The 24284-nt window shown below is 68.4% G+C and carries 25 protein-coding genes and 3 pseudogenes; 11 read left to right on the top strand and 17 right to left on the bottom strand.

The annotated features are described in order from the left end of the window. Positions 1-21 precede the first annotated feature (21 nt). A complete protein-coding gene (locus NC4_RS13390; protein WP_067537188.1) occupies positions 22-585 on the top strand; it encodes a TetR/AcrR family transcriptional regulator in 564 nt (187 codons plus the stop codon). 242 nt (positions 586-827) lie between these two features. Here NC4_RS13390 and NC4_RS13385 read toward each other — a convergent pair whose 3' ends face one another. Next, positions 828-1520 (bottom strand): TetR/AcrR family transcriptional regulator C-terminal domain-containing protein, encoded by a 693-nt coding sequence (locus NC4_RS13385; RefSeq protein ID WP_067537186.1) that lies wholly within the window; start codon positions 1518-1520, stop codon positions 828-830. A 107-nt stretch (positions 1521-1627) separates the two neighbouring features. On the opposite strand from NC4_RS13385, the gene NC4_RS13380 reads away from it, so the two are divergent. Genes NC4_RS13380 through NC4_RS13370 form a run of 3 tightly spaced genes read left to right on the top strand, consistent with a single transcriptional unit; the run spans position 1628 to position 3832 of the window. Further along, complete coding sequence (locus tag NC4_RS13380; protein WP_067537183.1) at positions 1628-2116, top strand: PNPOx family protein; 489 nt, start codon at positions 1628-1630, stop codon at positions 2114-2116. Between the two features lie 28 nt (positions 2117-2144). Continuing rightward, entirely contained in the window at positions 2145-2996 is an 852-nt protein-coding gene (locus tag NC4_RS13375) for an ATP-binding cassette domain-containing protein (RefSeq protein WP_067537180.1), read from the top strand. Beyond that, on the top strand, positions 2993-3832 hold the full coding sequence (locus NC4_RS13370) for an ABC transporter permease (RefSeq protein WP_067537177.1): 840 nt from the start codon (positions 2993-2995) through the stop codon (positions 3830-3832). The genes NC4_RS13375 and NC4_RS13370 overlap by 4 nt, the downstream gene beginning before the upstream one ends. A 106-nt stretch (positions 3833-3938) precedes the next feature. On the opposite strand, the gene NC4_RS13365 is transcribed toward NC4_RS13370, so the two are convergent. Next, complete coding sequence (locus NC4_RS13365; protein ID WP_067537173.1) at positions 3939-4385, bottom strand: hypothetical protein; 447 nt, start codon at positions 4383-4385, stop codon at positions 3939-3941. Positions 4386-4549: 164 nt separating this feature from the next. Between NC4_RS13365 and NC4_RS13360 the strand changes: the two genes are divergently transcribed. The 3 genes from NC4_RS13360 (at position 4550) to NC4_RS13355 (ending at position 5662) form a co-directional block, all read left to right on the top strand. After that, entirely contained in the window at positions 4550-4813 is a 264-nt protein-coding gene (locus NC4_RS13360) for a hypothetical protein (protein ID WP_157554665.1), read from the top strand. Between the two features lie 105 nt (positions 4814-4918). Next, positions 4919-5050 (top strand): hypothetical protein, encoded by a 132-nt coding sequence (locus tag NC4_RS43925; protein ID WP_281186282.1) that lies wholly within the window; start codon positions 4919-4921, stop codon positions 5048-5050. Between the two features lie 6 nt (positions 5051-5056). After that, positions 5057-5662 (top strand): SCO6745 family protein, encoded by a 606-nt coding sequence (locus NC4_RS13355; protein WP_245721666.1) that lies wholly within the window; start codon positions 5057-5059, stop codon positions 5660-5662. A 251-nt stretch (positions 5663-5913) separates the two neighbouring features. Here the strand turns inward: NC4_RS13355 and NC4_RS44585 are convergent, their stop codons facing one another. The 4 genes and pseudogenes from NC4_RS44585 to NC4_RS40160 form a co-directional block, all read right to left on the bottom strand. Beyond that, positions 5914-6645, bottom strand: coding sequence for a serine hydrolase (locus tag NC4_RS44585; RefSeq protein ID WP_157554663.1), 732 nt, complete (start codon positions 6643-6645; stop codon positions 5914-5916). A 25-nt stretch (positions 6646-6670) separates the two neighbouring features. Then, a pseudogene (locus tag NC4_RS44580) lies at positions 6671-6898 on the bottom strand (transposase family protein); the annotation flags it as partial. A gap of 177 nt (positions 6899-7075) precedes the next feature. Beyond that, entirely contained in the window at positions 7076-7681 is a 606-nt protein-coding gene (locus NC4_RS40165; RefSeq protein ID WP_067537168.1) for a saccharopine dehydrogenase family protein, read from the bottom strand. Between the two features lie 21 nt (positions 7682-7702). Further along, positions 7703-8062, bottom strand: coding sequence for a saccharopine dehydrogenase NADP-binding domain-containing protein (locus NC4_RS40160; protein WP_169814790.1), 360 nt, complete (start codon positions 8060-8062; stop codon positions 7703-7705). Positions 8063-8124: 62 nt separating this feature from the next. Between NC4_RS40160 and NC4_RS13340 the strand changes: the two are divergent. Together NC4_RS13340 and NC4_RS41580 are read left to right on the top strand one after the other, a co-directional pair. Further along, positions 8125-9555, top strand: a pseudogene (locus NC4_RS13340) (flavin monoamine oxidase family protein). After that, positions 9552-10379 (top strand): hypothetical protein, encoded by an 828-nt coding sequence (locus NC4_RS41580; protein WP_218021082.1) that lies wholly within the window; start codon positions 9552-9554, stop codon positions 10377-10379. Before NC4_RS13340 ends, NC4_RS41580 begins: the two are co-directional and overlap by 4 nt. A gap of 282 nt (positions 10380-10661) precedes the next feature. Here the strand turns inward: NC4_RS41580 and NC4_RS13330 are convergent, their stop codons facing one another. The 10 genes and pseudogenes from NC4_RS13330 to NC4_RS13290 form a co-directional block, all read right to left on the bottom strand. Beyond that, the gene (locus tag NC4_RS13330; RefSeq protein WP_067537162.1) at positions 10662-11168 is read right to left on the bottom strand and encodes a hypothetical protein; all 507 of its coding nucleotides are present in this window, start codon (positions 11166-11168) and stop codon (positions 10662-10664) included. Positions 11169-11210: 42 nt separating this feature from the next. After that, a complete protein-coding gene (locus NC4_RS13325; protein WP_067537160.1) occupies positions 11211-11684 on the bottom strand; it encodes a hypothetical protein in 474 nt (157 codons plus the stop codon). Positions 11685-11760: 76 nt separating this feature from the next. Continuing rightward, positions 11761-11913, bottom strand: a complete 153-nt coding sequence (locus NC4_RS40155) for a hypothetical protein (protein WP_157554659.1) — start codon at positions 11911-11913, stop codon at positions 11761-11763. Beyond that, positions 11910-13557: pseudogene (gene ctaD, locus NC4_RS13320) on the bottom strand (aa3-type cytochrome oxidase subunit I). Before ctaD ends, NC4_RS40155 begins: the two are co-directional and overlap by 4 nt. Before the next feature lie 292 nt (positions 13558-13849). Continuing rightward, entirely contained in the window at positions 13850-14608 is a 759-nt protein-coding gene (locus tag NC4_RS13315) for a sigma 54 modulation/S30EA ribosomal C-terminal domain-containing protein (RefSeq protein ID WP_245721665.1), read from the bottom strand. A 234-nt stretch (positions 14609-14842) separates the two neighbouring features. Next, positions 14843-15211 carry a PNPOx family protein gene (locus NC4_RS13310; protein WP_245721664.1) on the bottom strand — a complete coding sequence of 123 codons (369 nt, stop codon included), beginning with the start codon at positions 15209-15211 and terminating at the stop codon, positions 14843-14845. A gap of 159 nt (positions 15212-15370) precedes the next feature. Next, positions 15371-16324, bottom strand: coding sequence for a universal stress protein (locus NC4_RS13305; RefSeq protein WP_067537151.1), 954 nt, complete (start codon positions 16322-16324; stop codon positions 15371-15373). A 30-nt stretch (positions 16325-16354) separates the two neighbouring features. Further along, on the bottom strand, positions 16355-16987 hold the full coding sequence (locus NC4_RS42520) for an efflux permease Rv1217c-related protein (RefSeq protein WP_501193514.1): 633 nt from the start codon (positions 16985-16987) through the stop codon (positions 16355-16357). Between the two features lie 984 nt (positions 16988-17971). Next, the gene (locus NC4_RS13295; protein ID WP_067537149.1) at positions 17972-18880 is read right to left on the bottom strand and encodes an ABC transporter ATP-binding protein; all 909 of its coding nucleotides are present in this window, start codon (positions 18878-18880) and stop codon (positions 17972-17974) included. Positions 18881-19040: 160 nt separating this feature from the next. After that, a complete protein-coding gene (locus NC4_RS13290) occupies positions 19041-19979 on the bottom strand; it encodes a 1-phosphofructokinase family hexose kinase (RefSeq protein WP_218021081.1) in 939 nt (312 codons plus the stop codon). A gap of 171 nt (positions 19980-20150) precedes the next feature. Here NC4_RS13290 and NC4_RS13285 point away from each other — a divergent pair, with 171 nt between their 5' ends. Together NC4_RS13285 and NC4_RS13280 are read left to right on the top strand one after the other, a co-directional pair. After that, positions 20151-21071 carry a universal stress protein gene (locus tag NC4_RS13285; RefSeq protein WP_067537146.1) on the top strand — a complete coding sequence of 307 codons (921 nt, stop codon included), beginning with the start codon at positions 20151-20153 and terminating at the stop codon, positions 21069-21071. 237 nt (positions 21072-21308) lie between these two features. Beyond that, on the top strand, positions 21309-24041 hold the full coding sequence (locus NC4_RS13280; protein WP_067537143.1) for a cation-translocating P-type ATPase: 2733 nt from the start codon (positions 21309-21311) through the stop codon (positions 24039-24041). On the opposite strand, the gene NC4_RS13275 is transcribed toward NC4_RS13280, so the two are convergent. Further along, positions 24026-24262, bottom strand: coding sequence for a DUF1918 domain-containing protein (locus NC4_RS13275; RefSeq protein ID WP_067537141.1), 237 nt, complete (start codon positions 24260-24262; stop codon positions 24026-24028). The two genes, NC4_RS13280 and NC4_RS13275, sit on opposite strands and share 16 nt — an antisense overlap. Between the last annotated feature and the right edge of the window lie 22 nt (positions 24263-24284).

Raw genomic sequence — 24284 nt, 5'->3', positions numbered from 1 at the left:
ACAAAACGCTATGCTGTGCCCATGCCCCGCCAGGTCGATCCCTCCCAGCGCCTCGCCGCCGTCGGCGACGCCGTGACAACCATTGCCATCACCAGCGGCTTCGGCGCGGTGACCATTCGCGCCGTGGCCGAACACATCGGCGCATCCACCTCCGCCGTCACCTACGTCGTGGGCGGACGAGACGACGTGCTGCGCAGCGCGGTACGCCACGAGATCGAGGCGCGCCGCACCCAAGCCGAGACCGCAATCAGCGGCGCGACCGGCGCGACCGCGCTGCGCGCCCTCATCGAATGGGCGGTCCTCACACCCGACGAGCGCACCCACCGACTCTGGCTGGCCATGGTCCTCGGCGCCCGCACCGAACCGGTCCTGCGCGCCGAACTCGACGAGTTCAACGCATGGTGGGATCAGCGAGTCCGAAACCTGCTCGCCGACAGCGGAATCCGCGACATCGAAGCGGCCGCCGACATACTGGACGTAACCGTCGACGGCCTCGTCGTCACCGCATTCGACGAAGGCACCCCCTGGCCCGCCGACCGCCGCCGCCTCGTGCTCGACGCCATCTGGTCACCGCTGGGGATCTGACACGACCGCCAGCCCGCGCTGGGACTCCACCGAAGTCCAGAACCCCCACCGGCCCACGCCACGCGCGACGCGGTGTCACCCACGACTCCAGCACTGACCACACGATGCGAGGGCGGGGCGAGGCACCCGGCCGTCGCGCGCGACTCGGTCACCCGGACTCCGGCACTCATCACCCGATCCGCGCGATGTGAGGCGGCCCAGTAGATTCGGCCAGGTGCCTCGCCCGGGGGTCGGCGCGGAGATCAGTGTGCCGAGGCGGACGCCCGCAGCCGGTCGAGGCCGTCGAGGATGATGTCGAGGCCGAATTCGAACTCGGCCTGGTCGTCGCACCAGCCCAAGGCGGAGTCGCCGGACTCTTCGTGGGTGCCCGCGCGGATCATGCCCGCGATATTCGGGAAGCGGTCGGCCATGGATTCCAGTGCGGCGGTGGCTTCTTCCTCGGCCTGGTCGGCCGGGGGCTGGAACAGTTCCCGGGTGAAACCCAGTGCGCGGCTGCCGAGGGCGTGCATGGCGTGGTGGGCCTGGTCGTAGGTGAAGCCGCCGGTGCGGAGCAGGCCGATCACCGCGTCGAAGTAGGTGATGAGCGACAGCGTCATGGCCGAGCGGGTGCCGATCAGCGCCGGAGCCCACGGGTGCCGGAGCAGCACGGTGCGGGCAATGAGAATGCGCTTGCGCAGCACCGGTTTCCACTCCTCGGGTGAGCCCGCCACCAGGGGCTCGACCGCCTCGTTGATGGTGTCGAGGACCACCTCGGCCATACCGTCGAGCAATTCGGCCTTATTGGCCACGTGGTAGTACAGCGACATCGCCTCGACCCCCAGATCGGTGGCGATATTGCGCATGGTGACCGCCTCGACTCCGTCCCGGTCGGCCCGGGCGACGGCGGCGTGCAGGATCTGCGCCCGGCTCAGCCGGGGTCGTTGATCGATGACCATAGCGATCCAATTTACCGTACGCGGTAAGGTTCCCCGCTCTTGACGGCCTTACGTTGTAATGCTTCCCTTACGACATAAGACTTACAACGTAAGAGAAGGTGTGGACCATGTGGATTTGGATTGCGATCGGCGCGGGCGTACCTGTCGTCTTCGCGGCAGCCGCGGGACTTTTGCTGGTGGTGGTGCTGCGCACCCGATACGGGCCAGGGCTCGCACGGGTGCGCCGATTTCATCGGCGATTCACCAACCGGCTCGCCATGAAGACCGCGGGCCGGGCCGGGGCCGGGGCCTCGGTGATCCGGCATACGGGCAGGTCGAGCGGGACCGTCTACGAGACGCCGGTCGGCATCATCGAGGCCGGAGACGACTTCCTCATCTCCCTACCCTACGGCCCCCGGACCGATTGGCTGGCGATCCTCGCGGCGGCCGGGTCCGCGGAGGTACGGCACGAAGGGGCCCGGTATCGGGTGAGCGAACCCGAACTGGTGCCTGCCGCTTCGGTTTCCCGGTATCAGTCGCGGTCGGAGCGGATCGGGCTGCGGCTGTTCGGCGTGGACGAGGTACTGCGCCTGCGCAAGACGGCGATCGAGCAGTGAGAACCCCACAGACAGGGAAGGAAAACCCATGGCCCCGTATGCGATTCACACCGAGGAACTGCGCAAGGAGTTCGGCGGCGCCGCCGCCGTGGACGGTGTCGATCTGAGTGTCCCGGAGGGTGGCGTGTACGGCTTTCTCGGTCCGAACGGCGCGGGCAAGACCACCACCATCCGCATGCTCGCGACGCTGATCCGGCCCACCTCGGGCCGTGCCCTGATCTTCGGGCACGATGTCGTCACCGAGACCGAAGCCGTACGCGCCCGCGAACTGCTGGCCGCCTTCGGACTCGAAGCGGCCGCGGACCGCCAGGCCAAGCGCTACTCCGGCGGTATGCGGCGACGGTTGGACATTGCCGCGAGCATTGTGGCGACACCGGCGCTGCTGTTCCTGGACGAACCGACCACCGGGCTCGATCCGCGCAGCCGCACCCAGGTGTGGGATGTCGTGCGATCGCTGACCGCCGAGGGCACCACGGTGCTGCTGACCACCCAATATCTGGAGGAGGCCGATCGACTCGCCGATCGACTCGCCGTCATCGACCACGGCCGCGTCATTGCCGAGGGGACGACGGCCGAACTCAAGGAATCCGTCGGCGCGGGCTCGGTGCACGTCCGGCTGCGGGACCCCGCGCAGCGCGACGAGGCGCAGCGGGTATTGACCCGAACTCTCGCCGTCCCCATCCACACCTCGGAAGACCCTGTGCTGCTCACGGCCCGCCTGACCGATCCCGGACGCGCCGGTGCCGCCCTGAGTGAACTCGCCCGCGCCGGAATCGAATTCAGCGATTTCGGTATCGGCCAGAGCAGCCTCGACGAGGTCTTCCTGGCCTTGACCGGACACCACGCCACTTCCGATGCCCCCGAGGAGATCCCCGCATGAGCGCCATCGCCACCCTCTCCCCCGGCGGTGCGGCCGACCCAATGCGCGCGGCCCTGTCGACCCGCCCGCGCCCGGCCCGCCCCGGCGCCGCGGCCACCGCCCTGGCCTTCGCCTGGCGCGCGGTCCTGCGCATCAAGCATGTGCCCGACCAGCTTTCGGACGTCACCGTCTTCCCGCTCATGATGCTGGTCATGTTCACCTACCTCTTCGGCGGCGCTCTCGCGGGCTCCACCGGCGAGTATTTGCAGTCGGTGCTGCCCGGCATCCTGGTCATGACCGTCACCATGACCACCCAGTCCACGGCCGTCGCCCTCAATGCCGATATCACCAAGGGCGTCTTCGACCGCTTCCGCTCCCTGCCCATCTGGCAACCCGCCCCGCTGGTCGGCGCGCTGCTGGCCGATCTCGCCCGCTACACGATCGCCGCGACCGTGATCGCGAGTATCGGCGCCCTGCTGGGCTTCCGCCCCGAGGCGGGCATCCCCGGCCTGCTCGCCGGAATCGCCGTGGTCCTCCTGTTCGCCTGGAGCCTCTCCTGGGTCTGGACCACCCTCGCCCTACTGGCCCGCACCCCCGAATCGGTCATGTTCCTGGCCATCCTCGTGACCTTCCCCATGAGCTTCCTCAGCAATATCTTCATCGACCCCGCCACCCTCCCCGGCTGGCTCGAAGCGATCGTCGACATCAACCCCATCACCCACCTGGTCACCGCCGTCCGCGGCCTCATGCACGGCGACCCCGTCCCCACCGAAATCGGCTGGGTCCTGCTCACCTGCGCCGCCCTCATCACCGTTTTCGGCCCACTCACCATGAGGCTCTACCGTCGCGAACGGTGAAATACGGCAAGGTACTCCGCGACGCGGGCGTGCAGCGCCCGCGTCGCGGCGTGCCGAATTCTTCGACATCAATTCCCGGAGCACTCGGTCCGATCGGGTCGGCGACCTACTCCTCGGCCAACGGACCGGCGTATTCCAGGGTCCAGGTCTCCTGGAATTCGGGCTTGGGGTCTACCAATTCGATCTGCGCGCCACGATGACCAGCGCGCAGGGCCAATCCCTTCTCCGACAGGATCTTCACGCCGCCGATGACCCGCTCGAAGGTGAAAGTGGTCCACTCCGAGCTGGGAACACTATTCACGAACAGCTTGTCCTCGGTGACCACCAACCCTGCGACCGGGTGGTACGCGAGGTGGATGACATACGGCGCACCCAAGTCCGCTGTCGCGGGTTCGATTATCCATTCCTGTTCTATCGGTAGCGGATTGAAGCGGTCGGTAATGACCGGCGCACCGTGCTTCACCGCATATTCGGTGGAGGTCAGCAGCGAGGTCGGTCCGATGATGCGAGCGTGGATCTTGTACTTGCCCGGCTTGACGGGGATAGAGGCCATGACGAGAACATCCTTTCTGTCGGCTCGTTCACCAAAGGTGAAAAACCACTTGGATTTTCATGCCAGAACCCCAGTGTGATCCCAAATCCCCAGCAGCACACCGAAACTACAAAAGAACCCGGCCGGTCTCATGCGGAGCCCCCATTCTTGCTGGATTTGGGGGCATGACCGTAGCGACTGGCCTTGTTATCCTCACGGCTCATCGCATCAACGTGGAGGATCTCTTGTACCGTCCCATGCTGAATGTCATTGTCGGCGGCGCGTTCGCCGTCGCGCTCGCCCTGCAGCCCGCGCTCGCCGCGGCCGCGCCGAACGGACTCCCGGTGGCGCCATCGACCACCTCCTCGGCGCAGATCACCGCGCCGTTCGACCCCATCTGCCCGCTCTGCTTCATCCGTGAATTCATCGAAAGCGGTTCCGCACGCTGATAATCCGTCCGAAGGGACGAGCGCGAACATCTCTCCACATCTGGCAATAGTCAACCATAGTGAGATAGGGTGGGCGAGTTGCCATACAGGAGAAGGGGGTTGACCGTGTCGATCGCTGCCGCGGTGAAGGGGTATGTCGGTGAGCTCGGTGGAGCCTTCATGATCGGCCGCGAGGCCAAAGAATTCGGGGCAGCGACGGGAGTCGACGGCTACTGGGGCCCCTATACCCGCGGATGAGGCGGGGTGCTCGGCGATGTGGACGCCGATGTCGTGGTCGCGGCATTCGGGTTCTTCCCTCCGGAAGCTGTACGCGCGCATTGGGAGTCGGTGCCCGCCCCGGCCGCCGAGGTCACTGCGGACTATCTCACCGTCTGCCAGGATTTCGGGCGCCGCAAACTCGCGGACTTCGCCCACGCCGACCGGCTCGCCGAGCTCCTGCAACCAGTGGTCGAGGGCGCGGACGTGGCAGGGGTACCGCTGTTCGCGGGCTGGCGCACCATGCCCCTGGCCGCGGACGCGCCTGGCCGTGTGGCGCAGCTCCTGCATGTACTCCGTGAGCTCCGGGGCGGCCTGCATCTGATCGCGGTGCGCGCCCGCGGCCTCACACCCCTGCAGGCCGTCCTCATTTCGGGATCGCCCCTCAACAGCGGCGCCGACCAAGCACGCTGGTACGGCTGGCCGGAACCCTTCGAGGACATCACGCCCGACCTGCGGAAGCGCTGGGAGGCGGCCGAGATGCTCACCGACGAACTGATCGCTCCCGCCTTCGCCGCCCTCGACGAAGAATCCGGTCGCGAACTCGTCCAACTCCTGAAAGCCGCCCACCACACCGCCTTCAACCGCCGCTGACCGACAACTCTCCGCGTCGGCGGTACAGACGCTGCGGTCCCCGGCGAGATCGGTCATCTTCCACACCTCCCGTGCTGCTCGAGAACTCACGGATGCGGTCACCCACCCGGCAATCCCAGTCCGAAGCCGACCTGAGGCCCCGCGGAACGAAAGAGTCCGACCCCCTCCCGGCAGTACAGGACGACTCCGATGCGACAGATGACCGTCAGCTGTCACCGGAACGCCCATCCCGCCGCCTGATCGCGCATCGGTCAACCGCTCAGATCGCCTGCCCGGCAAGGCTTCCCAATGCACCCCTCTGCGTCCGGTCTCTTCAAGACCGCGGGGTGCGCGGGCTCCCGGGCGGCTGCCGCCGGACGCGAGCGACACCGGCGACGGCAGCGGAAACTGAACGCCGCCCTCCGCGACTCCCTCGACGAATACGACTCCGCCGCAATGGAATCCGCCACCCGCCGTGCTCGAACACCTGGCCGCGATCTACGACGAACTCTGACTCCTCGCCTCGGTGCCGCCGGACGCGGGATAACCGTGACAGCACGGGTTGGTCGCCTACGGGCGCATGGTCTCGTCCACGAGCGATTGCACGATGTCGTCGATGTCCGGACTCGACTCTGCCGGAAACTGATGCTGCCGCCGTGACCCCAGGTCTGGACACCGGACGCGGTGACGCGGCCGAACACACCGGATCCCACCTGGGCAGGCGAGTCCGGGTCGGCGACCGAGTGCTGCATCTGTGCGAGTTGATCCAGCGGAACGACCGTGCCCGACAACAGGGCGATGAAGAAATGATTCAGATCGCGGCCGGTGGAGATCATCGCGCCATCGGGCAGGCCGCCATTGGGATCGATATCGGTGATATCGGCACGGCCCCCGCCGGATTCGAAGTAGGCGTGTGGGTGCGGACCACGAATGACATTGTCGATCGGATAGCGCGGCCAGTAGGTGTCGCGCAGCCGCAGCGGGTCGATGGTCCGGCGAGTCACCGCGACATCGACTACCGGTCACCTTCTCGACCAGCTGCCCCGCCAAGAGGTAATTGGTGTTGGAATACTCGAAACCGGTGCCGGGAGCCTGCATCGCCGGCTGATCGGTCAACACCGCGGTCGGCGCTTCGGCGACCCATTGCCCGATCGCGGTCAGCGACCGCACACCGGCCACCACCGCCGCCAGCGCGGCGGCCAGAATTGCGTGCGCCGAGTACCGCACACCCCGGCGGGCCCGGGGATCGGCGACCACTCCCAGTAACCCTGGGCTCGGGCAGGTGGCAGCTCATCGGCGTGTCAAGTTTTAGACACGCCAATAAGTTTTCACACCGCGCAAATTTGCAGCTACCTGCGATCAGTGCCATGGTGCCCTCGATCTCAGGTGGCGCGAGCAGCTTCGTTGTGGGGCGGGCGAATCCAGGGGCCGGGGTCAGCAGAACTTCGCCTCCGAGGGGCACACGGTCCAGCCATTGCCGTTGGGGCGAGGGAGTTTGGTGTACCGCGGCGGGTCGGAGTCCCTGCCGCCGTCGAGGTCCGCGGGCCGGTCGGGATAGCGCGGGACCTGCGGTGCCGCCGATATCCGGGATTCGGCGGTCGTGGTGGGCGTGGTCGGCGCCAGGCTCACCAGCAGTCCCAGTGCGAGGGATGCGATGAGGCCGATGCGTGGCATCGTCGACCGGGGGTTCGTCGAGAGCATGTCGCCTTCCTCGGGTTCGGGGGCGGCGTTGCGGGAGAGGACGATCGCGGGACCGGTCGTGACCAGTCGGAGCGTCCGTTCGAGATCCCGGAAGACGAGCTCCGGGTCGATGACGGCGTCGGGTGAGTGCACTCCGGGTCGTGCGGCCGTCCCGTCGAGGACCTGGTAGAGGCCCAGCGCCAAGGGAATTCCGGTCGCCGTGGCGAGATCGGCGGTCAGTGCGGAGGTTTCGATCGGTATCGACAGGCGCGCCCGCACGACCTCGTCGCGGCCGTCTTTCATCCCATGCACCACCGCGAAGAACTCTGGCGGCGTCGCGATTTCGACATCGTGCACCACATCGAGCTCGCGCGCGGCGGCCTACGTGAGCAGCGTGCCGATCCCGGGGTTGGCACCCATCCCGACAATGGCGCAGACTCCCGCCGCCCGTGCCTCGGCGTCGAGCTCGAGCATGGCGCAGGTAGCCCGGGGATCATCACAGATATCGAGGTAGTGGGTACCGGCCGCGATCGCGGCACGCAGCACTCGACAGCCGTAGTCACCTTGCGGCCCAACGATATTGAGCACGACATCCACCGGGCGAAGTGCCGCGAGCAACGCCTCTCGATCGATGAGTTCCCGGTCCTCGATCACGATTTCGTCCACGCCGGGCAGGGTCGTCGCGGTTCGCGCCGCCACCTCTCCCGTCGCCCCGGTTCCACCCAGTACAAGCACTCGCACGACGTCTCCTATCTCACTTTAACCGTTCATTTAGTCAACGATCGTTTCTACTGTGATAGATTATGAAGGTGATGGAAGTCATATTGAGCGACCGGATGGGGCGAATGGACAGCGCAACAACGGATTTCGATGTGGTCGTGGTGGGCGCCGGGTTATCCGGTTTGGTTGCCGCACGCCGATTGCGGCAGAACGGGATTCGACGAATCGCCGTATTCGAGGCCGCGCAGCGCGTGGGTGGGCGGGTGCTCAACCAGCAAGTCGACGCGGACACTGTGGTCGAGGGCGGCGGACAGTGGGCGGGCCCCGGTCAGGAGTGAGTGCTGGCCCTTGCGCGGGAGCTCGGCATCCCGACGTTCCCCAGCTATCACCGCGGACGGTCGGTGATCGTGCTCGGCGGCAGGCGGCGGACCTACCGATTCGGCCTGCCCTACACCTTTCCGTTGACCTGCCTCGACCTCACCCGGACCCTGTTTCGACTCGAAACGATGTCTCGCCGAATCGATCTCGTGCGCCCATGGGCACACGAGCACGCGAGCGAGCTCGACAACCAGACCCTCGACATGTTCCTGCGGCGGCATCTGCGCACCACCGGCGCGCGGCGCGTTTTCGAACTGATCAGCGGACTGACCTTCGGAGGCGATCCCGCGGACATCTCCTTGCTGGCGGTGCTGACCCACATCCGGTCGGCGGGCGGGCTCGACCGACTTCTCGACGATGCGCAGGAGCTTCGATTCGTCGGCGGGTCGCAACGACTGGCGCTGTGCATGGCCGAAGATCTCGGTGATGTGGTCGAACTCGGTCGCGTCGTGACCCGCCTTGAAACAACCACCGGCGGTGTCCGCGTCCACAGCGGCGAGCGGTCGGTCACGGCCCGGTTCGTGATCGTCGCATTGAGCCCCGCCGACCGGCGTTCCATCGAATTCCATTCACCGCTGCCGCCAGGACCCGCCGCAGCCACCGCGCACATCGGCGCCCACCCCGGCATGAAGGTCCATGCCGTCTACCCCAGACCTTTCTGGCGCGATGCGGGCCTCAACGGCCAGGCCCTCGCCGACCTCGGTCCCGCGCCGGTCACGGTCGACAACTCACCACCGGACGCCCATGTCGGCATCCTCACCGCATTCATCGACGCCGGAACCGGCGCCCTCTCGGCCACCGCGCACCAGCTCGCCGACCCGGAGTTGCGCCGCCGCGGCGTCATCGACTGCCTCACACGGTATTTCGGCCCACAATCGCGGCAACCCATCGATTACCTCGAACAGGACTGGCGCACAGAGCAATACACCAGCGGATGCATCCCCACCGTCCCGCCGGGCCTGATCACCCGCATCGGCTCGACCCCCACCGACCAGCACGGCCCGATCCTCTTCGCCGGAGCCGAACAGGCCACCATCTGGAACGGTTACATGGACGGGGCCGTCCTCGCGGGCGAAGACGCCGCCCACCGCATCACCCACCTCGAACCCGCCAACACCCGCCGAGGAATCCGATGACCGGCAGCTCTCGCCCGCTCATGATCCTCGTCGCGGGACCTTACCGATCCGGCACCGGCGACGACCCGCACAAACTCGAAGCGAATGTCCGCGCAATGAACCGAGCGGCCTTGACACTCTTCCGGGCGGGCCACCTACCGGTCACCGGCGAAGCCCTCGCCCTCCCATTGCTCGACACCGCGGGCAGCACCCACCCCGGCGACCCGCTCTTCGAGGAGATATTCCACCCGATCGCCGAACGCCTGCTCACCCGCTGCGACGCGGTCCTGCGCATCGGCGGCCCCTCGGCCGGAGCCGACCAGATGGTCGCGCAAGCCCGTGCCGCGGGCAAAACCGTCTTCACCGATATCGCGGAAATTCCTGTGGCCGTCGTCCGCGACGCCGATGCGACCCCGGAGCTCGCGGCAGACCTGGCCAGCCAGGCCATCACGGCGATACCGCACCAGCAACTCGGCCCGTCCGCATCGACTCCGCCCGCCCAGCGCCAGGAATCCCATTCGCGATCTCGACGGAGCTTCACCGACCGCCGCGATACGGCCGTCTTCACGACCCGGGCCATCACCCTCGGCGCTGATTGGATCGCCTGCGTTTTCCATGACGCCGACGACAGCGACTGGTACTTCCACGGCTCCGACCTCGGACCGGTCACCGCCGACGATGCCGCAATGGTGGACCTCGAGAGCAACATCGACCGGGATCCCTCCTTGGAGGCCCTCGCCGATCTCCCCCTCGGCTGGTGCGCCCACCGGACATCCCCAACGGCCCCGTGGCACCGAGCCCCGCAGTCCGAAAACGGGAGAGCACCACGCACATCCGACTCATGACCGGGGCTGGTGATCGGGACTTGTCAGGGTCTTTCGACTCTCACACACGCACTGACGACGCGGCAGCCTGATCGCGTGACACTCAGCGCTGACATCAGTGAGCCGACGCGAACCATCGACCGGGATTCCTACCGCCGGACCCTCGCCCGGCTCCGCACCGAGTTCCGCGGCCGTGTTTCTCGACAGCGAGTGCAGCTGATACTCCTGTGGAGCCTCGCCGATCTCGCAGGGACTCCCCCGGGCGCGATGCCCGAGCTCAGTGAGCGGCTGGCCAGACAGCGACTACTGGAGTTCACTCACGAGACGACCTGATCCGTTGGTACCCGGGACCTTCGGACCCGGCGCACCGGTTCCGGCGTCGAGTGAGCGGCCGAGCGTCATGATCTGTTCGACGGTCGCGCCGTGCCGCGCGGCGAATTCCTCACGAGCGTGGCCACGCCGGAAGGTGAGGAATGCCGCGCCGCTCTGCAGCTGCCAGGTGTGCCGGAACAGCATGGGCAGCATGAGTACGACATTGACTGCGCCCCAGATCATCCAGACGCGTTCGTTGAACCAGCCGTCGGAGGGCATGACGGTCGGGAAGATGTTGTAGATGCCGATCACCAGCATGAGGACAGGCAGGGTGTAGATTCGGGCCATGATGTACAGCTCGGGCCGCCGCATCACCAGGGGATAGATCTCGGCCACCGCCAGAATGCAGATGCTGCCCGCGAAATGCTCCTCCTGCGGCGGGTAGCCTCCGTAGGTGAAGCACAGGTTCCACGAGGTGTAGACGAAATTCCAGGCCACCGTGGTGTAGGCGATCAGTTCCGCGTTGCGGTTGGCGGTGATCTACCAGAACCGCGGCGTGTACGGGATGGTCAGGCACAGGCCGAGGCCGACCGCCGCGTTCCAGTAATTGCCGATCTGGACGTCACGGACGGTGGCCTCGGTGATGTTCAGGAACAGGATGCCGTAGGGAAACCACAGGAACCGGGGATCGCGCAGCAACTCCCGCACCCGGCCCGGCCGCTGTTCGGCCATCGATACCCGCATGGCGCCGACGACGGTCAGCGGGATGAGCACCGACAGGATCTTGGCCCAAGAGAACCAGTTGATCAGCCCGATATCGCGCCCCGGGCCCCAAATCCACAGCGGGAAAGTCAGAATCGACAATCCCCACACCCACATCGACGCGCGGGGGTGCAGTTGCATATACCGCACGATCGCCCACAGAATCGCGCAGAACACAATCATCGATATGGCGGTGAGCCAGGTGAACGGCGCCGGATCGCCCGACACCGCCCCGGTTGCGGCTGTAATCATGGTCGGCCCCTCGGTTGTCTCGTCGGTCGATTCAGCAAACAACGAGCACTGCCCTCGGGCCCAGGGACCAAATACCTCAGCACCAGACCGGAGGTCCCGATTCCGCTACACCGGCTGCCCAGCCGAGGAACACGACCCAGCCGATCAGCGCCACCGCGACGAGCAGAGCCCGCACGCCGACGGGGACCCGGGGTATGCGGAAGGTCGAGTTCTGCTGTGCCCGACTCATTTCGCCTCCGTGCCCGACGTCTCGTGGACACGGTGCGCCGCCGTGCCCCAGCCCACGTGCGCCTCGGCGCGCATGCGGTCGACCATGTGCGGGTAGTGCAGCTCGAACGCGGGTCGCTCCGAGCGGATGCGCGGCAGCTCGTAGAAGTTGTGCCGCGGCGGCGGACAGGAGGTCGCCCATTCCAGGGAGTTGCCGTAACCCCATGGGTCGTCGACGGTCACGACCTCGCCGTAGCGGTAGGACTTGAAGACGTTCCACAGGAACGGGATCATCGACGCGCCCAGCACGAACGACCCGATGGTGGAAACCTCGTTGAGCCCGGTGAAGCCGTCCGACGGCAGGTAGTCGGCGTAGCGGCGCGGCATCCCCTCGTTGCCCAGCCAATGCTGGGCCAGGAACGTCAGGTGGAAGCCGAAGAACGTGGTCCAGAAATGCCACTTGCCCAACCGCTCGTCCATCATGCGGCCGGTCATCTTGGGGAACCAGAAGTAGATGCCCGCGAAGGTCGAGAACACGACGGTGCCGAACAAGGTGTAGTGGAAGTGCGCCACCACGAAATAGGTGTCGGACAAATGGAAGTCCAGGGGCGGGCTGGCCAGCACGACACCGGAGAGGCCGCCGAAGAGGAAGGTCACCAGGAAGCCGAGAGACCACAGCATCGGCGTCTCGAAGGTCAGCTGTCCCCGCCACAGGGTGCCGATCCAGTTGAAGAACTTCACCCCGGTCGGCACCTCGATCAGGAAGGTCATGAACGAGAAGAACGGCAGTAGCACGGCTCCCGTGGCGTACATGTGGTGCGCCCACACGGCGATCGACAGCGCCGCGATGCCCAGCGTCGCGTACACCATGCCGGTGTAACCGAACAGCGGTTTGCGGCTGAAGACCGGGAAGATCTCGGAGACGATGCCGAAGAACGGCAACGCGATCACATAGACCTCCGGATGCCCGAAGAACCAGAAGAGGTGCTGAAACAGCATTGTCCCGCCGCTGGCCGGATCGTAGATGTGCCCACCCAGGTGCCGGTCGTAGTAGAGCGCCAGCGCCGCCGCGGTCAGCAGCGGAAACACCAGCAGCACGAGGAAACTAGCGACGACGACATTCCAGGTGAAGATGGGCAGCCGGAACATGGTCATGCCCGGGCAGCGCAGGCATACGACGGTGGTCAGCATATTGACCGCACCCAGGATGGTGCCCAGCCCCGAGACGCCCACCCCCCAGAATCCACATGTCCGCGCCCACGCCCGGGGAATGGATGATGTCGCTCAACGGTACATAGGCGGTCCATCCGAAATCGGCCGCGCCGCCCGGGGTGATGAAACCCGCCGTGGCCAGCGTCGCGCCAAACAGGTACAGCCAATAGCTCAGGGCGTTCAACCGCGGGAAGGCGACATCGGGTGCGCCGATCTGCAAGGGCAGCAGGATGTTCGCGAAGCCGAAGATGATCGCGGTCGCGTAGAACAGCAGCATAATGGTTCCGTGCATGGTGAACAGCTGGTTGAACTGCTCGGGCGAGAGGAACTGCATGCCCGGCCGCGCCAGCTCCCCGCGCATGAGCAGCGCCATCAATCCGGCGATCATGAAGAACGACATCGAGGTCACCAGATACATCTGCCCGAGCACCTTCGGGTCGGTCGTGGTGACCATCCGGTGGATGAACGAACCCTTCGGCGCCTGCCGCGCCGGGTACGGCCGCTCGGCCGATAGCCCCACGGCCGGTTTCGGTGAAATCGCGGTCACCAGTATCGTCCTCGTCCTGAACCGTGCGAGATCTCGCATGCACTGAGCGCCAGCGCAATTCGCGCACCAGCGCCCGAGCGGTACTGGCGTACCAGCCGCCTGCAATACCCCTGACGAACCGATCGGTGACTTTCGATGGCCTGCGACCCATGCGCTGGTGACCTTGGTCCCGCCCACCCGGGTGTGGGGCCGCTATCGGTCATGCGGCAGGGGTGATCAGACCGAGGCCGGTGTCGTAGCGGCGGTACATGAGATGTCCACGCCCGGTGCCGAAGTCGGTGTAGAACAGAAACGGCAGGCCGGGTGCGCAGACGCGCTCGGCCGCCTCGCGCTCGCTCAGCACCGGTGCGGGCCGCGGGGTAGTGATCAACGGGACGGGGGTTGCCGCCGCGACCGCCGCGGTGCACGGCGGATGGACGCAGTGCTGGCGGGCCAGGCGCAGGCCGGAGGGCTGGGCGCGGTAGACGATCGCGTCCTCACCGGTTTCGGCGTCGGTGAACAGATGCACGTCGTAGTCCATCGCGTCCATCATCGCGGCCGCATGCAGCGGGTCGGCGGTCTGCAGCGCAATGGTTTTGCGGCGCACCAGGGTTCCCGGGCCGGGGGCGTCCAGCGTCGGACGATCCGGGTCCGGCCACGGTCGCGGCGACCATGCCTTGCGCAGGGTGCGCAGCTGGCGCTCGAGCCGCACCAGCACCGGTAGGGCGTCGCCGCGACCGTGGGTGAGGGTTTGTATCCGGATCGACGCGCCCCCGGGTTGGGTATTGACTTGGACCAGAATCGGTCCGTTGTCACATCCGGATCCGGTCATCCGCACCCGGGCCGACAGATCGGCGCGATACCGCATCAGCAACCGGCCGACCGCACCCGCCACTCGCTCACCCTCGAGAATCGGAACCCGGCCCTTCGCGAACACCGCGATGCCTGGAAACGCCTCCGGCGACCACGCTTCACACACACGCAACACCTGCAACCCTCACTCCCATCGGACTTCCCGAGCGATGAATCGCGCGGTCTCGAGCGCCAGAATGCCCAGTAGCCAGCCCCGTGCAGAAGAGCCCAAAGTCACTAGTGCGCACAATTTCGACATTACATTATTCAGCAATCGAGTACTGAAGATTCGGGCAGCAATCCGAACATCCTGATTTTCAGGGACTTTCGGCTATTGCACAGGCCTATGCATTTCTCTGCCCTACATCGCGGGCCCGTTCACGCCTTGTGATTCGATGCGGAATACCGGGAAATCAGCCGCTATGCGCTCGAATTCTGCGAGCGGGGCGTCGCGGTCGATCGGGAAGTGCGGGCGCGCGCCCGGCGCGACGCGCAGGTAGGAGCGCAGGATCGGGGCCCGGTCGGCGGTGTCGACGGGTTCGAGCCGCACCGGTTCGCTGCGACCGTGGCGCAGTACCGCCCGGCCGTGCGCCGCGGACAGGTTACGGACCCAGTTGGTTCCCGGCCCGAGCATGGCGACGAGGTAGCGGTCGTCGCCGAACTCGGTGATCACCACCGGGAACCAGATCGTGCGACCGCTGCGGCGGCCGCGCACCCCCAGCGACGCCACGCGCCGGGGCGCGATACCCGCCGCGAAGAGCGCACTGGCGACGCGATTATTGGCTCGGCCGAACAGATTCGGGCGTCCGGACCGGTAGGTCCAGCGCAGGATGTCGGCGTATGACCTTATGGCATGCTCCCGGGGGGTGGCGGCGGATTCGTTCGGGGTTCAGCGTGCGGGGTGGACGACCAGCACCGGGCAGTGCGCGTGCTGGACCAGCGAGTGGGAGGTCGAGCCCAGCAGCAGCATGCCCACCAGCCCGCCGCGGCCACGAGTGCCGACGACCAGCAGTTGCGCGTGCCGCGACCATTCCGTCAGATGCGCGTGCCGCGACCATTCCGTCAGATGCTTCACCGGGTCACTGAAGTACAGGCGGCGCACCACATCGACGTCCGGATACTTCTCCTGCCACCCGGCCAGGCGTTCGGCCAGGATGGCGTCCTCGATATCGTCGAGTTCTTCGATCGACAGCGGTGCGTCCGCCCCGGCGTATCGCCCGAAACTCCAATCGCTCCAGACATGTACGGCGATCAGGGTGGTGCGGCGTTCCGCGGCCTCGGCGAAGGCGGCGGCGAGGGCGGCTTCGCTGATGGGGCTGCCGTCCACGCCGACCACGACCGGGCCTGATTCGTGAACGGTATTGCCCGCCTCCGGATCCGGGCGCACCACGACGACCGGTCCGCGCGCGTGCGAGGTCACCGTGAGCAAGGTCGAACCCAGGTGCGCGACGGTGCCCGCGGTGCCGGTCGCGCCCATCACCACGGCATAGGCGGTGGCGCTGCGCTCGAGCAGCAGCGCGGTGCCGCCGTCCTCGGACAGGTGTACCGTCACGCGCGGCCGGGGTTCGAGGGCGCGCGCCACCTGTTCGGCGTGCCGTAGCAGCGCTGTGCCGTCCGCCCGCACGGATTCGACCACCTGCGGTACGACGGCCTGGTAGATCCGCGGCACCTTGCCCATGCCCGTGAGATCGAGCCCGTGCACGATGTGCAGTTCCCGGCCGCGCTGGGCCGCCAATTTCGCCGCCCACCGCACGGTCGTATCCGATTCGGCGGACCCGTCCACGCCGACGACCACGGCCGCACCGGCCAGTCGATGGGGATCGCCGAACTCCTGCTGTGTCATCGTGTCCTCCGCATGGTGCCGAATGAGGTGTCAGTTGCTGATATCGCGCCGCCGGAATCCCATCGCCGCCGCCGTCAGCGCGAGAGCGGTCACGGCCAGCAGGGACAGGATCGGGGTTGCGGCGACGCTGTCGAGCGGTGCGCGCGGGGTGTGCGAGAACGGCGAGGCGTCGTCGAATCGTTCCGGTAGATCGAAGGGTTCGGCGAACATGAGGCCGATCACGCAGTAGGCGAACACCGTCCACGCCGCGGCGGGGGCGCTGCCGGGAAGCCACCCGTAGGCCAGGGCCGCCACGGCGACGAGCACCCAGACTGCGGGCAGGTACACACCCGCCACCGCGAGCATTCGCGCGGCCTGCCCGAGGTCGGAGATCGTGAGCCCGTAGGCCAGGCCCACTCCGAATCCCCCGGCGGCCACGACGAGCGCGCTACCGAGCAGGGCCACGCTCAACTGACCGACGAGCCAGGTGTTGCGGCCCACCGGAGCGGCCAGCACGAATTCGGCGTGCCCAGCGCCCTCCTCGCCGCGCGCCCGCAGCACGGCGGTGATGCCGTAGGCCGTGGCCAGCAGACCCATCATCGATACCGCCAGCGACAGATAGGAATTCACCGCGTCCGCCGCACCGCCGGGCAGATAGGCGGCGATCTCCGGATTGTCCTCCAGGTAGTCCTCGATACTGTCGCCGAAGGAGCCATAGGCCAGCCCGAGTGTGAAAACACCGACCCCCCCAGCCGATTAGAGAACCGCGCTGCAATCGCCAGGCGAGACTCAGCGGTGAACCCAGCGCCCAGGAGGCGTGCGCGCGACCCTTCCCGTAGGGCAGCAGTCCCGCCCCGAAATCGCGGCGGTCGAGCAGGGCGAAGGCCATCGCGGTCTGTCCGAGGGCGGCAAGGGCGAACAGGGCCAACGGCCACCATTGATCGGTCACATACGGATAGGTGCGCTGTCCCCAGCCGATGGGTGAGAGCCAGGCGAAGACGTCCGCGCCGACATCACCGACGGCGCGCAGGACGTAGGCGGCGGCCAATATCAGCGTGACCGATCCGTAGACGCTGCGCGGATTCTCGAAGATCTGCGCCGCGACGGCCGTCACCCCGGCGAAGGTCAGACCCACACCGGCCACCGCGAGACCGAGCAGCAGTGATCCCGCGACCAGCAGGCCGGTCGCGACCGCGGCCACGAACAGCACCGGAACCGCTGCTGCGTCGGCCAGCACAGCCAGGGCGAGCGCGGCGGCCGCCGGGGCCCGGCGCCCGACCCGGGACGAGCGGACCAGTTCGGCCCGCCCGGTCTCCTCGTCCGAGCGGGTATGCCGCCCGACGAGGAACATGTTCATCAACGCGATCACGATGGCGAGGTAGGCGAAGATCTCGAAGAGGATCTCGCCGCCGATGGTGTCCAGCAGGCGGGTGGGCCCGCCCATGGCGACGGTGGCGGCGCTGGCCGACATGGTCTCGCGCAAGGCGGCCAGCTTCTGCGGGGTGTCGTAGAAGCGCTGGCTGCCCACGGAGTGGAAGGCCAGCAGGGCCGCGGCGCCGAGCAGCCAGCACGGCAGCGTGAAACGCTCACGGCGCAACGCGAATCCGAGCAGCGCGCTCAGGCCGGTCGTGATCTCACGACCCGCACGGCGCTCGCCGACCACCGTGGTCATGACCGGTCCCCGGCCAGTTCGGTGGTCCGGTAGTGGCGCAGGAAGATGTCCTCCAGGGTGGGCGGCGCGCTGGTGAGGCCGCGCACGCCCAGATCGCCGAGTATCCGCACGATGCCGTCCAATTGCGCGGTGTCCACCTGGAACTCGGTGCGATCGCCGTTCCGCACGACACTGTGCACGCCCACCGTGTCCTCCAGACCGGTTGTGGGACGGACGGTTTCGACGGTGATCGCGGTCCGGGTGAGATGCCGAAGTTCGGTGAGGGAACCGCTCTCCACGGTGCGCCCGCCGCGGATGATGCTCACCCGGTCGCACAGCGCCTCGACCTCGGCGAGAATATGGCTGGACAGCAGGACGGTACGGCCCGCCGCCCGCAGTTCACCGACGCAACGCCGGAATTCGGCTTCTTTCAAGGGATCCAGCCCGACGGTGGGTTCGTCGAGCAGCAGCAGTTCGGCATCCGAGGCCAGTGCCACCACCAGCGCCACCTTCTGCCGGTTGCCCTTCGAGTAGGCGCGCGCCTTGCGAGTCGGGTCAAGGTCGAACCGCTCGAGCAGTTCGTCGCGGCGACGACGATCGGCCCCGCCGCGCAGTTTGGCCATCAGGTCGATGACCTCACCGCCGGTGAGGCCCGGCCAGAGCGTGACTTCCCCGGGCACGTAGGCCAGCCGCGCATGCAGGGTCACCGCATCCGACCACGGGTCCCCGCCCAGGATCCGGGCGGTTCCGGAATCGGCGCGCAGCAGCCCGAGCAGAATGCGGATGGTTGTGGTCTTGCCCGAGCCGTTCGGGCCGAGAAAACCGTGCACCTCCCCCGTTTCCACGGTCAGGTCCAGGCCGTCGAGCGCGGTCACCGCGCCGAATCGTTTCGTCAATCCGGCCAGCGCGATCGCTGGTTGGTTCATGGCTCCACCTCTGGGACCCGTGGTGCACACGGGCACCTGATACGCGCCGCCCGCATGCCGCGGGCGTTGAGAAGAGCATGCGGTGCGGGCGTATTCGCCCGGCAGAAGCATTGGGCCCCTGCCGAGGGACGAACGTCCCGCACCGCGCCCGCTCCCGAGGTCACCGCGCGGTCGCCGCGGCGGTCGTCTCGCGGTACAGCTCGGCGATCCGCGCCGGGTGCCCGGGTGCGGTGCCGGGGGTGCCCAGTGCCGCTGTCGCGGAAGCGATTCCGAGCCGGACGGCATCGTCGAGCGGCAGGCCCCGGCTCAATCCCACCGTCATGCCGCCGACCATGGCATCGCCCGCGCCGATGCCGCTGCGCACGGTCACCTCGATCGCTTCAAACCGTTGCGCGCCGCCTGCCCGCACCGCGAGCGCGCCCTCGGCGCCCAGTGAGACGACCACGATCTCGCTGACGCCCGTATCGATCAGTCGCCGGGCCGCGGCGATCCGGTCCGCGGGCGCGGGCAGCGGCCCGCCGACGAGGTCGGCGAGTTCACGCACACTGGGTTTCATCAGATACACGCCACCGCGCACCGCCCGCAGCGCCGCGCCCGAAGTATCGAGGATCAGTCGCACTCCGAGGTCGGCGGCCAGGTCGGCGAGGGTCTGATAGAAGTGCGCCGGAACGCCCGGTGGCAGACTGCCGCTGGCGACGAGGTATTCGCAGCCCGCCGCGAGGCGCTCCACTTCGGCCAGGCAGCGGTGTTGTTCCGGCGCGGTGAGCCGGGCGCCGGGGAAGACGAAACGATACTGATCCCCGCTGGCGTCCTCGGTGACGGCGATGTTCTGGCGGGTCTGGGTCGCCACCGGGATCGTCCGCGTGGGCACGCCGGTGACCCGCACCAGGTCCTCGAGCAGCACACCTGCGGGCCCGCCCGACGGGAAGACGGCGGTCACCGGGGCGCCCAGCGCCGCGACCGCGCGCGCCACATTGATGCCACCGCCGCCCGGGTCGAATCGCGGTGGGGTACACCGCATCTTGTCGGTGGGCCGGACCCGTTCGACACCGGTGGCGATATCGATCGCCGGATTCATGGTCAGCGTCACGATCGACATCGCGGTTCTCCTCTGCGCGGCCGTACGGCGCCGGTCGGCTGGTTCCACGGTGACGCGGCCGACGCGATGGCGGGAGGGTCGCCCTGCCCACGACGCGGAGGGCTTTGGTCCCCGGCAGCCCCGGCACGCGGCCTCTAGGCGCGGAATCGCGTCCGGCGCAGGCTGACCCGTATGACTGCGACGACGACCACCGGCACTCCCCGGGCCGACGGCACCGGCTCGCCCGCTCGGCCCGCGGTGGTGGTGGGCGTGGACGGTTCCGCCGCCGCGCTGCGCGCCGCGGAATGGGCGGCCGCCGAGGCCATGGCGCGGCGCGCGCCGCTGCGGCTGGTGCAGGTCGTGCCCGATATCGACAAACCTGCCTTCCGACCGGGCGGCGTCAGGTATCGCGCCGCGTACGACACGCTCGCCAAGGCGCGCGCCGCGGCCTTGTCACATCGGTCGCGCGGCGCGACCGACGAGCCGCTGGAGGTGACCGAGACGGTGCTCTCCGGGCAGGCGGGCAAGGTGCTCGCCGAATTGTCCCGATCGGCGGAGCTGCTCGTGATCGGTTGTGCCGATATCGGCTTCCTCTCGCGCATGGTGCTGGGGTCGACGGCATTGACGGTGAGCTCGGACGCGCGCTGCCCGGTCGCACTCGTCCGGCGCGCCGTCGCCGAGCACGGCCCGGTGCTGGTGGTGGTCGACGCGTGGTATTCGGCCGGACCCGCACTGCGGGCGGCGTTCCGTGCCGCCCGCGCGCGCGGCGTCGAGGTCGTGGTCGCGCGCATCTGGCACGGGCGCGGCTGGACCGAGAACGTCCTCGCCCGCGTCACGGCGCCGGTGGTGCCGGATGCTCAGATCGCCCACAGCCTGCGCGATTTCCCGGATATCACGGCCCGGCCGGTCACCGTGGTCGGCGATGCCGCCACGACGGTCGGTCTCCTCAGCGCCGGGGCGAGCCTGGTCGTGACCGGCCCCGGCGACCGCGAGCATCCGGCGGCGCTGAGCCGCGCAACGCGCGAATTGGTCTGCCATGCACCGTGTCCGGTCCTGCTCCTGCCCGAGTCGCCGACTGCCGCACGGCTCACGGCCCACGCCGCGGTGCCGTGATCGGTGCCGTGTCCGCTCCGACCGGCCTCGATCGGGAGCCGCCGCACCGCACCGCACCGATTCGAGGTCGAGACTCACCGCGGCTCAACCCCGATGCGGCGAGTACCGCATCCGCGAGCCACACGCCGACGGACACGTGAACCAGGTAACGGAGGAGATGAGCCGATGTCACGACAGTCCGGACGACCCGTGGCCGTGCCTTCGCCAGTGCGGCCTCCGGCGAGCGATGGCGCGACAGTGGCCGAGGTAGACCCCCGTGAACCGGTGGATCGGCTCGTGCGCGATCTGCACGCGCGCCGGGACGGGCTCGATTCCCGGGATGCGCTGCGCCGGTTGGAAGTCTACGGGCCCAACGAGTTACGGCGGCGCGAGCAGCGCCGCTGGCCCGCGGAGCTGCTCGGGCAACTGGCGCATCCGCTCGCCCTGCTGTTGTGGGCCGCGGCGGGCCTGGCCGCGCTCACGGGGGCGACGGTGATCGCGGTCACGGTGATCGCGGTGATCGCGCTCAATGCCCTGTTCGCGGTCGCGCAGGAACGCCAGGCCGAACGCGCGGTGGAAGCGCTGGCGGCGTTCCTGCCGCCGCGGGCCGCCGTGCTGCGCGATGGGCACCGGCAAGAGGTCGAGGCCCGGGCGCTGGTGCCGGGTGATGTGGTGGCCTTGGGCGAGGGCGATCGGGTACCGGCCGACGCGCGGTTGCTGACCGGTGCGGTCGAGGTCGATCTGTCCACGCTCACCGGCGAATCCGAGCCCGTGGCGCGCTCGGCCGGGGCGTCCGATCCGGCCACCGCGCCGACCCGGGCGGGCGATCTGGTCTTCACCGGGACCACGGTGGTGGGCGGTGACGCCGAGGCGCTGGTGTTCGCGACCGGCATGCACACCGAATTGGGCCGGATCGCGGCGCTGTCGCAGCGGGTGCGCGGCGAGCGCAGCCCGCTGGAGCGGCAGGTGCGGCGGCTCACCTGGCTCATCGCGGCCATCGCGGTCTGCGCGGGCGCGGTCTTCCTGCCACTGGGCATGCTCGCCGCCGGATTGTCCGCCGCCGCGGCGGCAACCTTCGCCATCGGGCTGCTGGTGGCCAATGTTCCCGAGGGGCTGCTGCCCACCATTACGCTCGCCCTCGCCGACGGCGTGCGCGGTCTGGCGCGCGCCGGGGCCTTGGTCAAGCGGCTGTCCGCGGTCGAAACGCTCGGGTCCACCACCGTGATCTGCACCGACAAGACCGGGACGCTCACCGAGAACCGGATGCGCGCGGCCTGGGTGTGGACGTCGGCGGGCGAAGTGGCGGCGCAGGCGGTGACCGACGAGCGGGCCACCGCGGCCATTGGCGGCCGCGCTGTGGCGGCGGCGCTGGCGGACGCGCTCGCGAGCTGCACCAATGCCGAACTCGCCGATGCCGCAACAGGTTCCGCGGAGCGCGGCGATCCCACGGAGGTCGCGCTCCTGCGCCTGGCAGCGGCGCTGGGCGCCGAGGTGTCGGCCACGCGTCGTTCCGGGATCCGGGTGGCGCAGTTTCATTTCGACGCCGGTCTCAAGCTGATGTCCACCGCGGACCGCGGATCGGGCCCGGCGGGTGCGGGTTCGATCCTGCATACCAAGGGTTCTCCTGAGGCGGTGCTGTCCCGCTGTACCTCGATCATCGAATCCGGCGGCACGGCACGGCCGTTGGCCGACGCCGACCGCGCCCGTCTCACCGCCGTGGTGGACGGCTACGCCGATCGCGCACTGCGGGTGCTGGCGGTCGCCCAGCGCGTATTGCCGCCCGGCCCCGTGCCCGACCGGTCCCGCGCCGAACGAGACCTGACGCTGCTGGGGCTGGTCGCGCTCACCGATCCCGCGCGCCCCGAAGTGGCCGGTGCGGTGGCCCAATGCCAGCGCGCGGGCATCCGGATCATCGTCGTCACCGGCGATCATCGGCGCACCGCGCTGGCCGTCGCGCGCGCGGTCGGCATCTGCGGCCCGGACACCCTGGTGGTGACCGGCGAGGAGTTGGCGCGGCTGCGCGACGCCGAGCTCGAACGCCTGCTCGACACCCATCCGGATGTGCTGTTCGCCCGCTCCTCCCCCGAGGACAAGCTGCGGATCGCCGAGGCGCTGCGGGCGTCGGGGCACATCGTCGCCATGACCGGCGACGGCGTCAACGACGCGCCCGCCTTGCGGCGCGCGGATATCGGTGTCGCCATGGGTCGTTCGGGCACCGATGTCGCGCGCGAAGCCGCCACCATGGTGCTCACCGACGACAACTTCGCCACCATCGTCGCCGCGGTGCGCGCCGGTCGCCAGGTCTGTGACAATGTGCGCAAGTTCATCGTCTACATCTTCGCGCACCTCACCCCCGAGGTGGCGCCGTTTCTGCTGTTCGCCCTGTCCGGCGGCTCGATTCCCTTGCCGCTCACCGTCTTACAGATCCTGGCCATCGATCTGGGCACCGAAACCCTCCCGGCGGTCGCGCTCGGCCGCGAACCCGCCGAACCCGGGCTGATGGGCAAATCGCCGCGACCCCCCCACCCCCCCACCGAGAATGTCGTACGGCCGGGCATGCTCGTCCGCGGCTACGGCCTGCTCGGCGGCGTCTCCGCCGTCCTGGTCCTCGCCGGTTTCTTCCTGACCCTGTACTCCGGCGGCTGGCGACCCGGCGCGGACACCGGCCCCGGTGCGCCGTTGCACCATCTCTACCTGCAGGCCACCACCATGACTTTCCTCGGCATCGTCGCCTGTCAGCTGGGCACCGGGCTCGCGGTGCGCACCGAGACCGCGAGCCTGCGCTCGGTCGGATTCTTCAGTAATCCGATGCTGTTGTGGGGCATGGCATTCGAGGTCGCCTTTTCGTTCGCGCTCGTCTACGTCCAGCCGCTGACCGCCATATTCGAACTGGCCCCGCCCGAACCGGCGCACCTGGCGCTGCTGCTGGCCTACCCGCCACTGCTCTGGGGCGTCGACGAACTCCGCAAACTCCGTCACCGCCGCGGATAGCGCGCCGCAGCGCTCTGCTCGCTCGCGCGCAAGTCGGCGCCGCTCACGATCTGGGTGTCGGGTCCGGGGAAGAACAGCACCCGGCGGCCGTCGTCGACCCAGTGCACCAGATACGGTGGCTCGCCGCCCTTTCCGCGCACTTCCTCGATGAGCCCGCGCCGGGCCGCGCCGCCGACGACGCGTCCCTGCACGATCACCCAGTCCCCTGGTTCCGCCTTCATATCGCCGATCTCCTCGCAATTC

Source organism: Nocardia crassostreae (assembly GCF_001613405.1).
GTDB lineage: Bacteria > Actinomycetota > Actinomycetes > Mycobacteriales > Mycobacteriaceae > Nocardia > Nocardia crassostreae.
This window is presented reverse-complemented; position numbering and strand designations above follow the sequence as displayed.

Excerpts from the sequence above, each read along its gene's own strand:
- NC4_RS13390 (WP_067537188.1), top strand. The coding sequence starts at position 22 with ATGCCCCGCCAGGTCGATCCCTCCCAGCGCCTCGCCGCCGTCGGCGAC.
- NC4_RS13385 (WP_067537186.1), bottom strand. The coding sequence starts at position 1,520 with ATGGTCATCGATCAACGACCCCGGCTGAGCCGGGCGCAGATCCTGCAC.
- NC4_RS13380 (WP_067537183.1), top strand. The coding sequence starts at position 1,628 with ATGTGGATTTGGATTGCGATCGGCGCGGGCGTACCTGTCGTCTTCGCG.
- NC4_RS13375 (WP_067537180.1), top strand. The coding sequence starts at position 2,145 with ATGGCCCCGTATGCGATTCACACCGAGGAACTGCGCAAGGAGTTCGGC.
- NC4_RS13370 (WP_067537177.1), top strand. The coding sequence starts at position 2,993 with ATGAGCGCCATCGCCACCCTCTCCCCCGGCGGTGCGGCCGACCCAATG.
- NC4_RS13365 (WP_067537173.1), bottom strand. The coding sequence starts at position 4,385 with ATGGCCTCTATCCCCGTCAAGCCGGGCAAGTACAAGATCCACGCTCGC.
- NC4_RS13360 (WP_157554665.1), top strand. The coding sequence starts at position 4,550 with ATGACCGTAGCGACTGGCCTTGTTATCCTCACGGCTCATCGCATCAAC.
- NC4_RS41580 (WP_218021082.1), top strand. The coding sequence starts at position 9,552 with ATGACCGGCAGCTCTCGCCCGCTCATGATCCTCGTCGCGGGACCTTAC.
- NC4_RS13325 (WP_067537160.1), bottom strand. The coding sequence starts at position 11,684 with ATGATTACAGCCGCAACCGGGGCGGTGTCGGGCGATCCGGCGCCGTTC.
- NC4_RS40155 (WP_157554659.1), bottom strand. The coding sequence starts at position 11,913 with ATGAGTCGGGCACAGCAGAACTCGACCTTCCGCATACCCCGGGTCCCC.
- NC4_RS13305 (WP_067537151.1), bottom strand. The coding sequence starts at position 16,324 with ATGACACAGCAGGAGTTCGGCGATCCCCATCGACTGGCCGGTGCGGCC.
- NC4_RS13295 (WP_067537149.1), bottom strand. The coding sequence starts at position 18,880 with ATGAACCAACCAGCGATCGCGCTGGCCGGATTGACGAAACGATTCGGC.
- NC4_RS13290 (WP_218021081.1), bottom strand. The coding sequence starts at position 19,979 with ATGTCGATCGTGACGCTGACCATGAATCCGGCGATCGATATCGCCACC.
- NC4_RS13285 (WP_067537146.1), top strand. The coding sequence starts at position 20,151 with ATGACTGCGACGACGACCACCGGCACTCCCCGGGCCGACGGCACCGGC.
- NC4_RS13275 (WP_067537141.1), bottom strand. The coding sequence starts at position 24,262 with ATGAAGGCGGAACCAGGGGACTGGGTGATCGTGCAGGGACGCGTCGTC.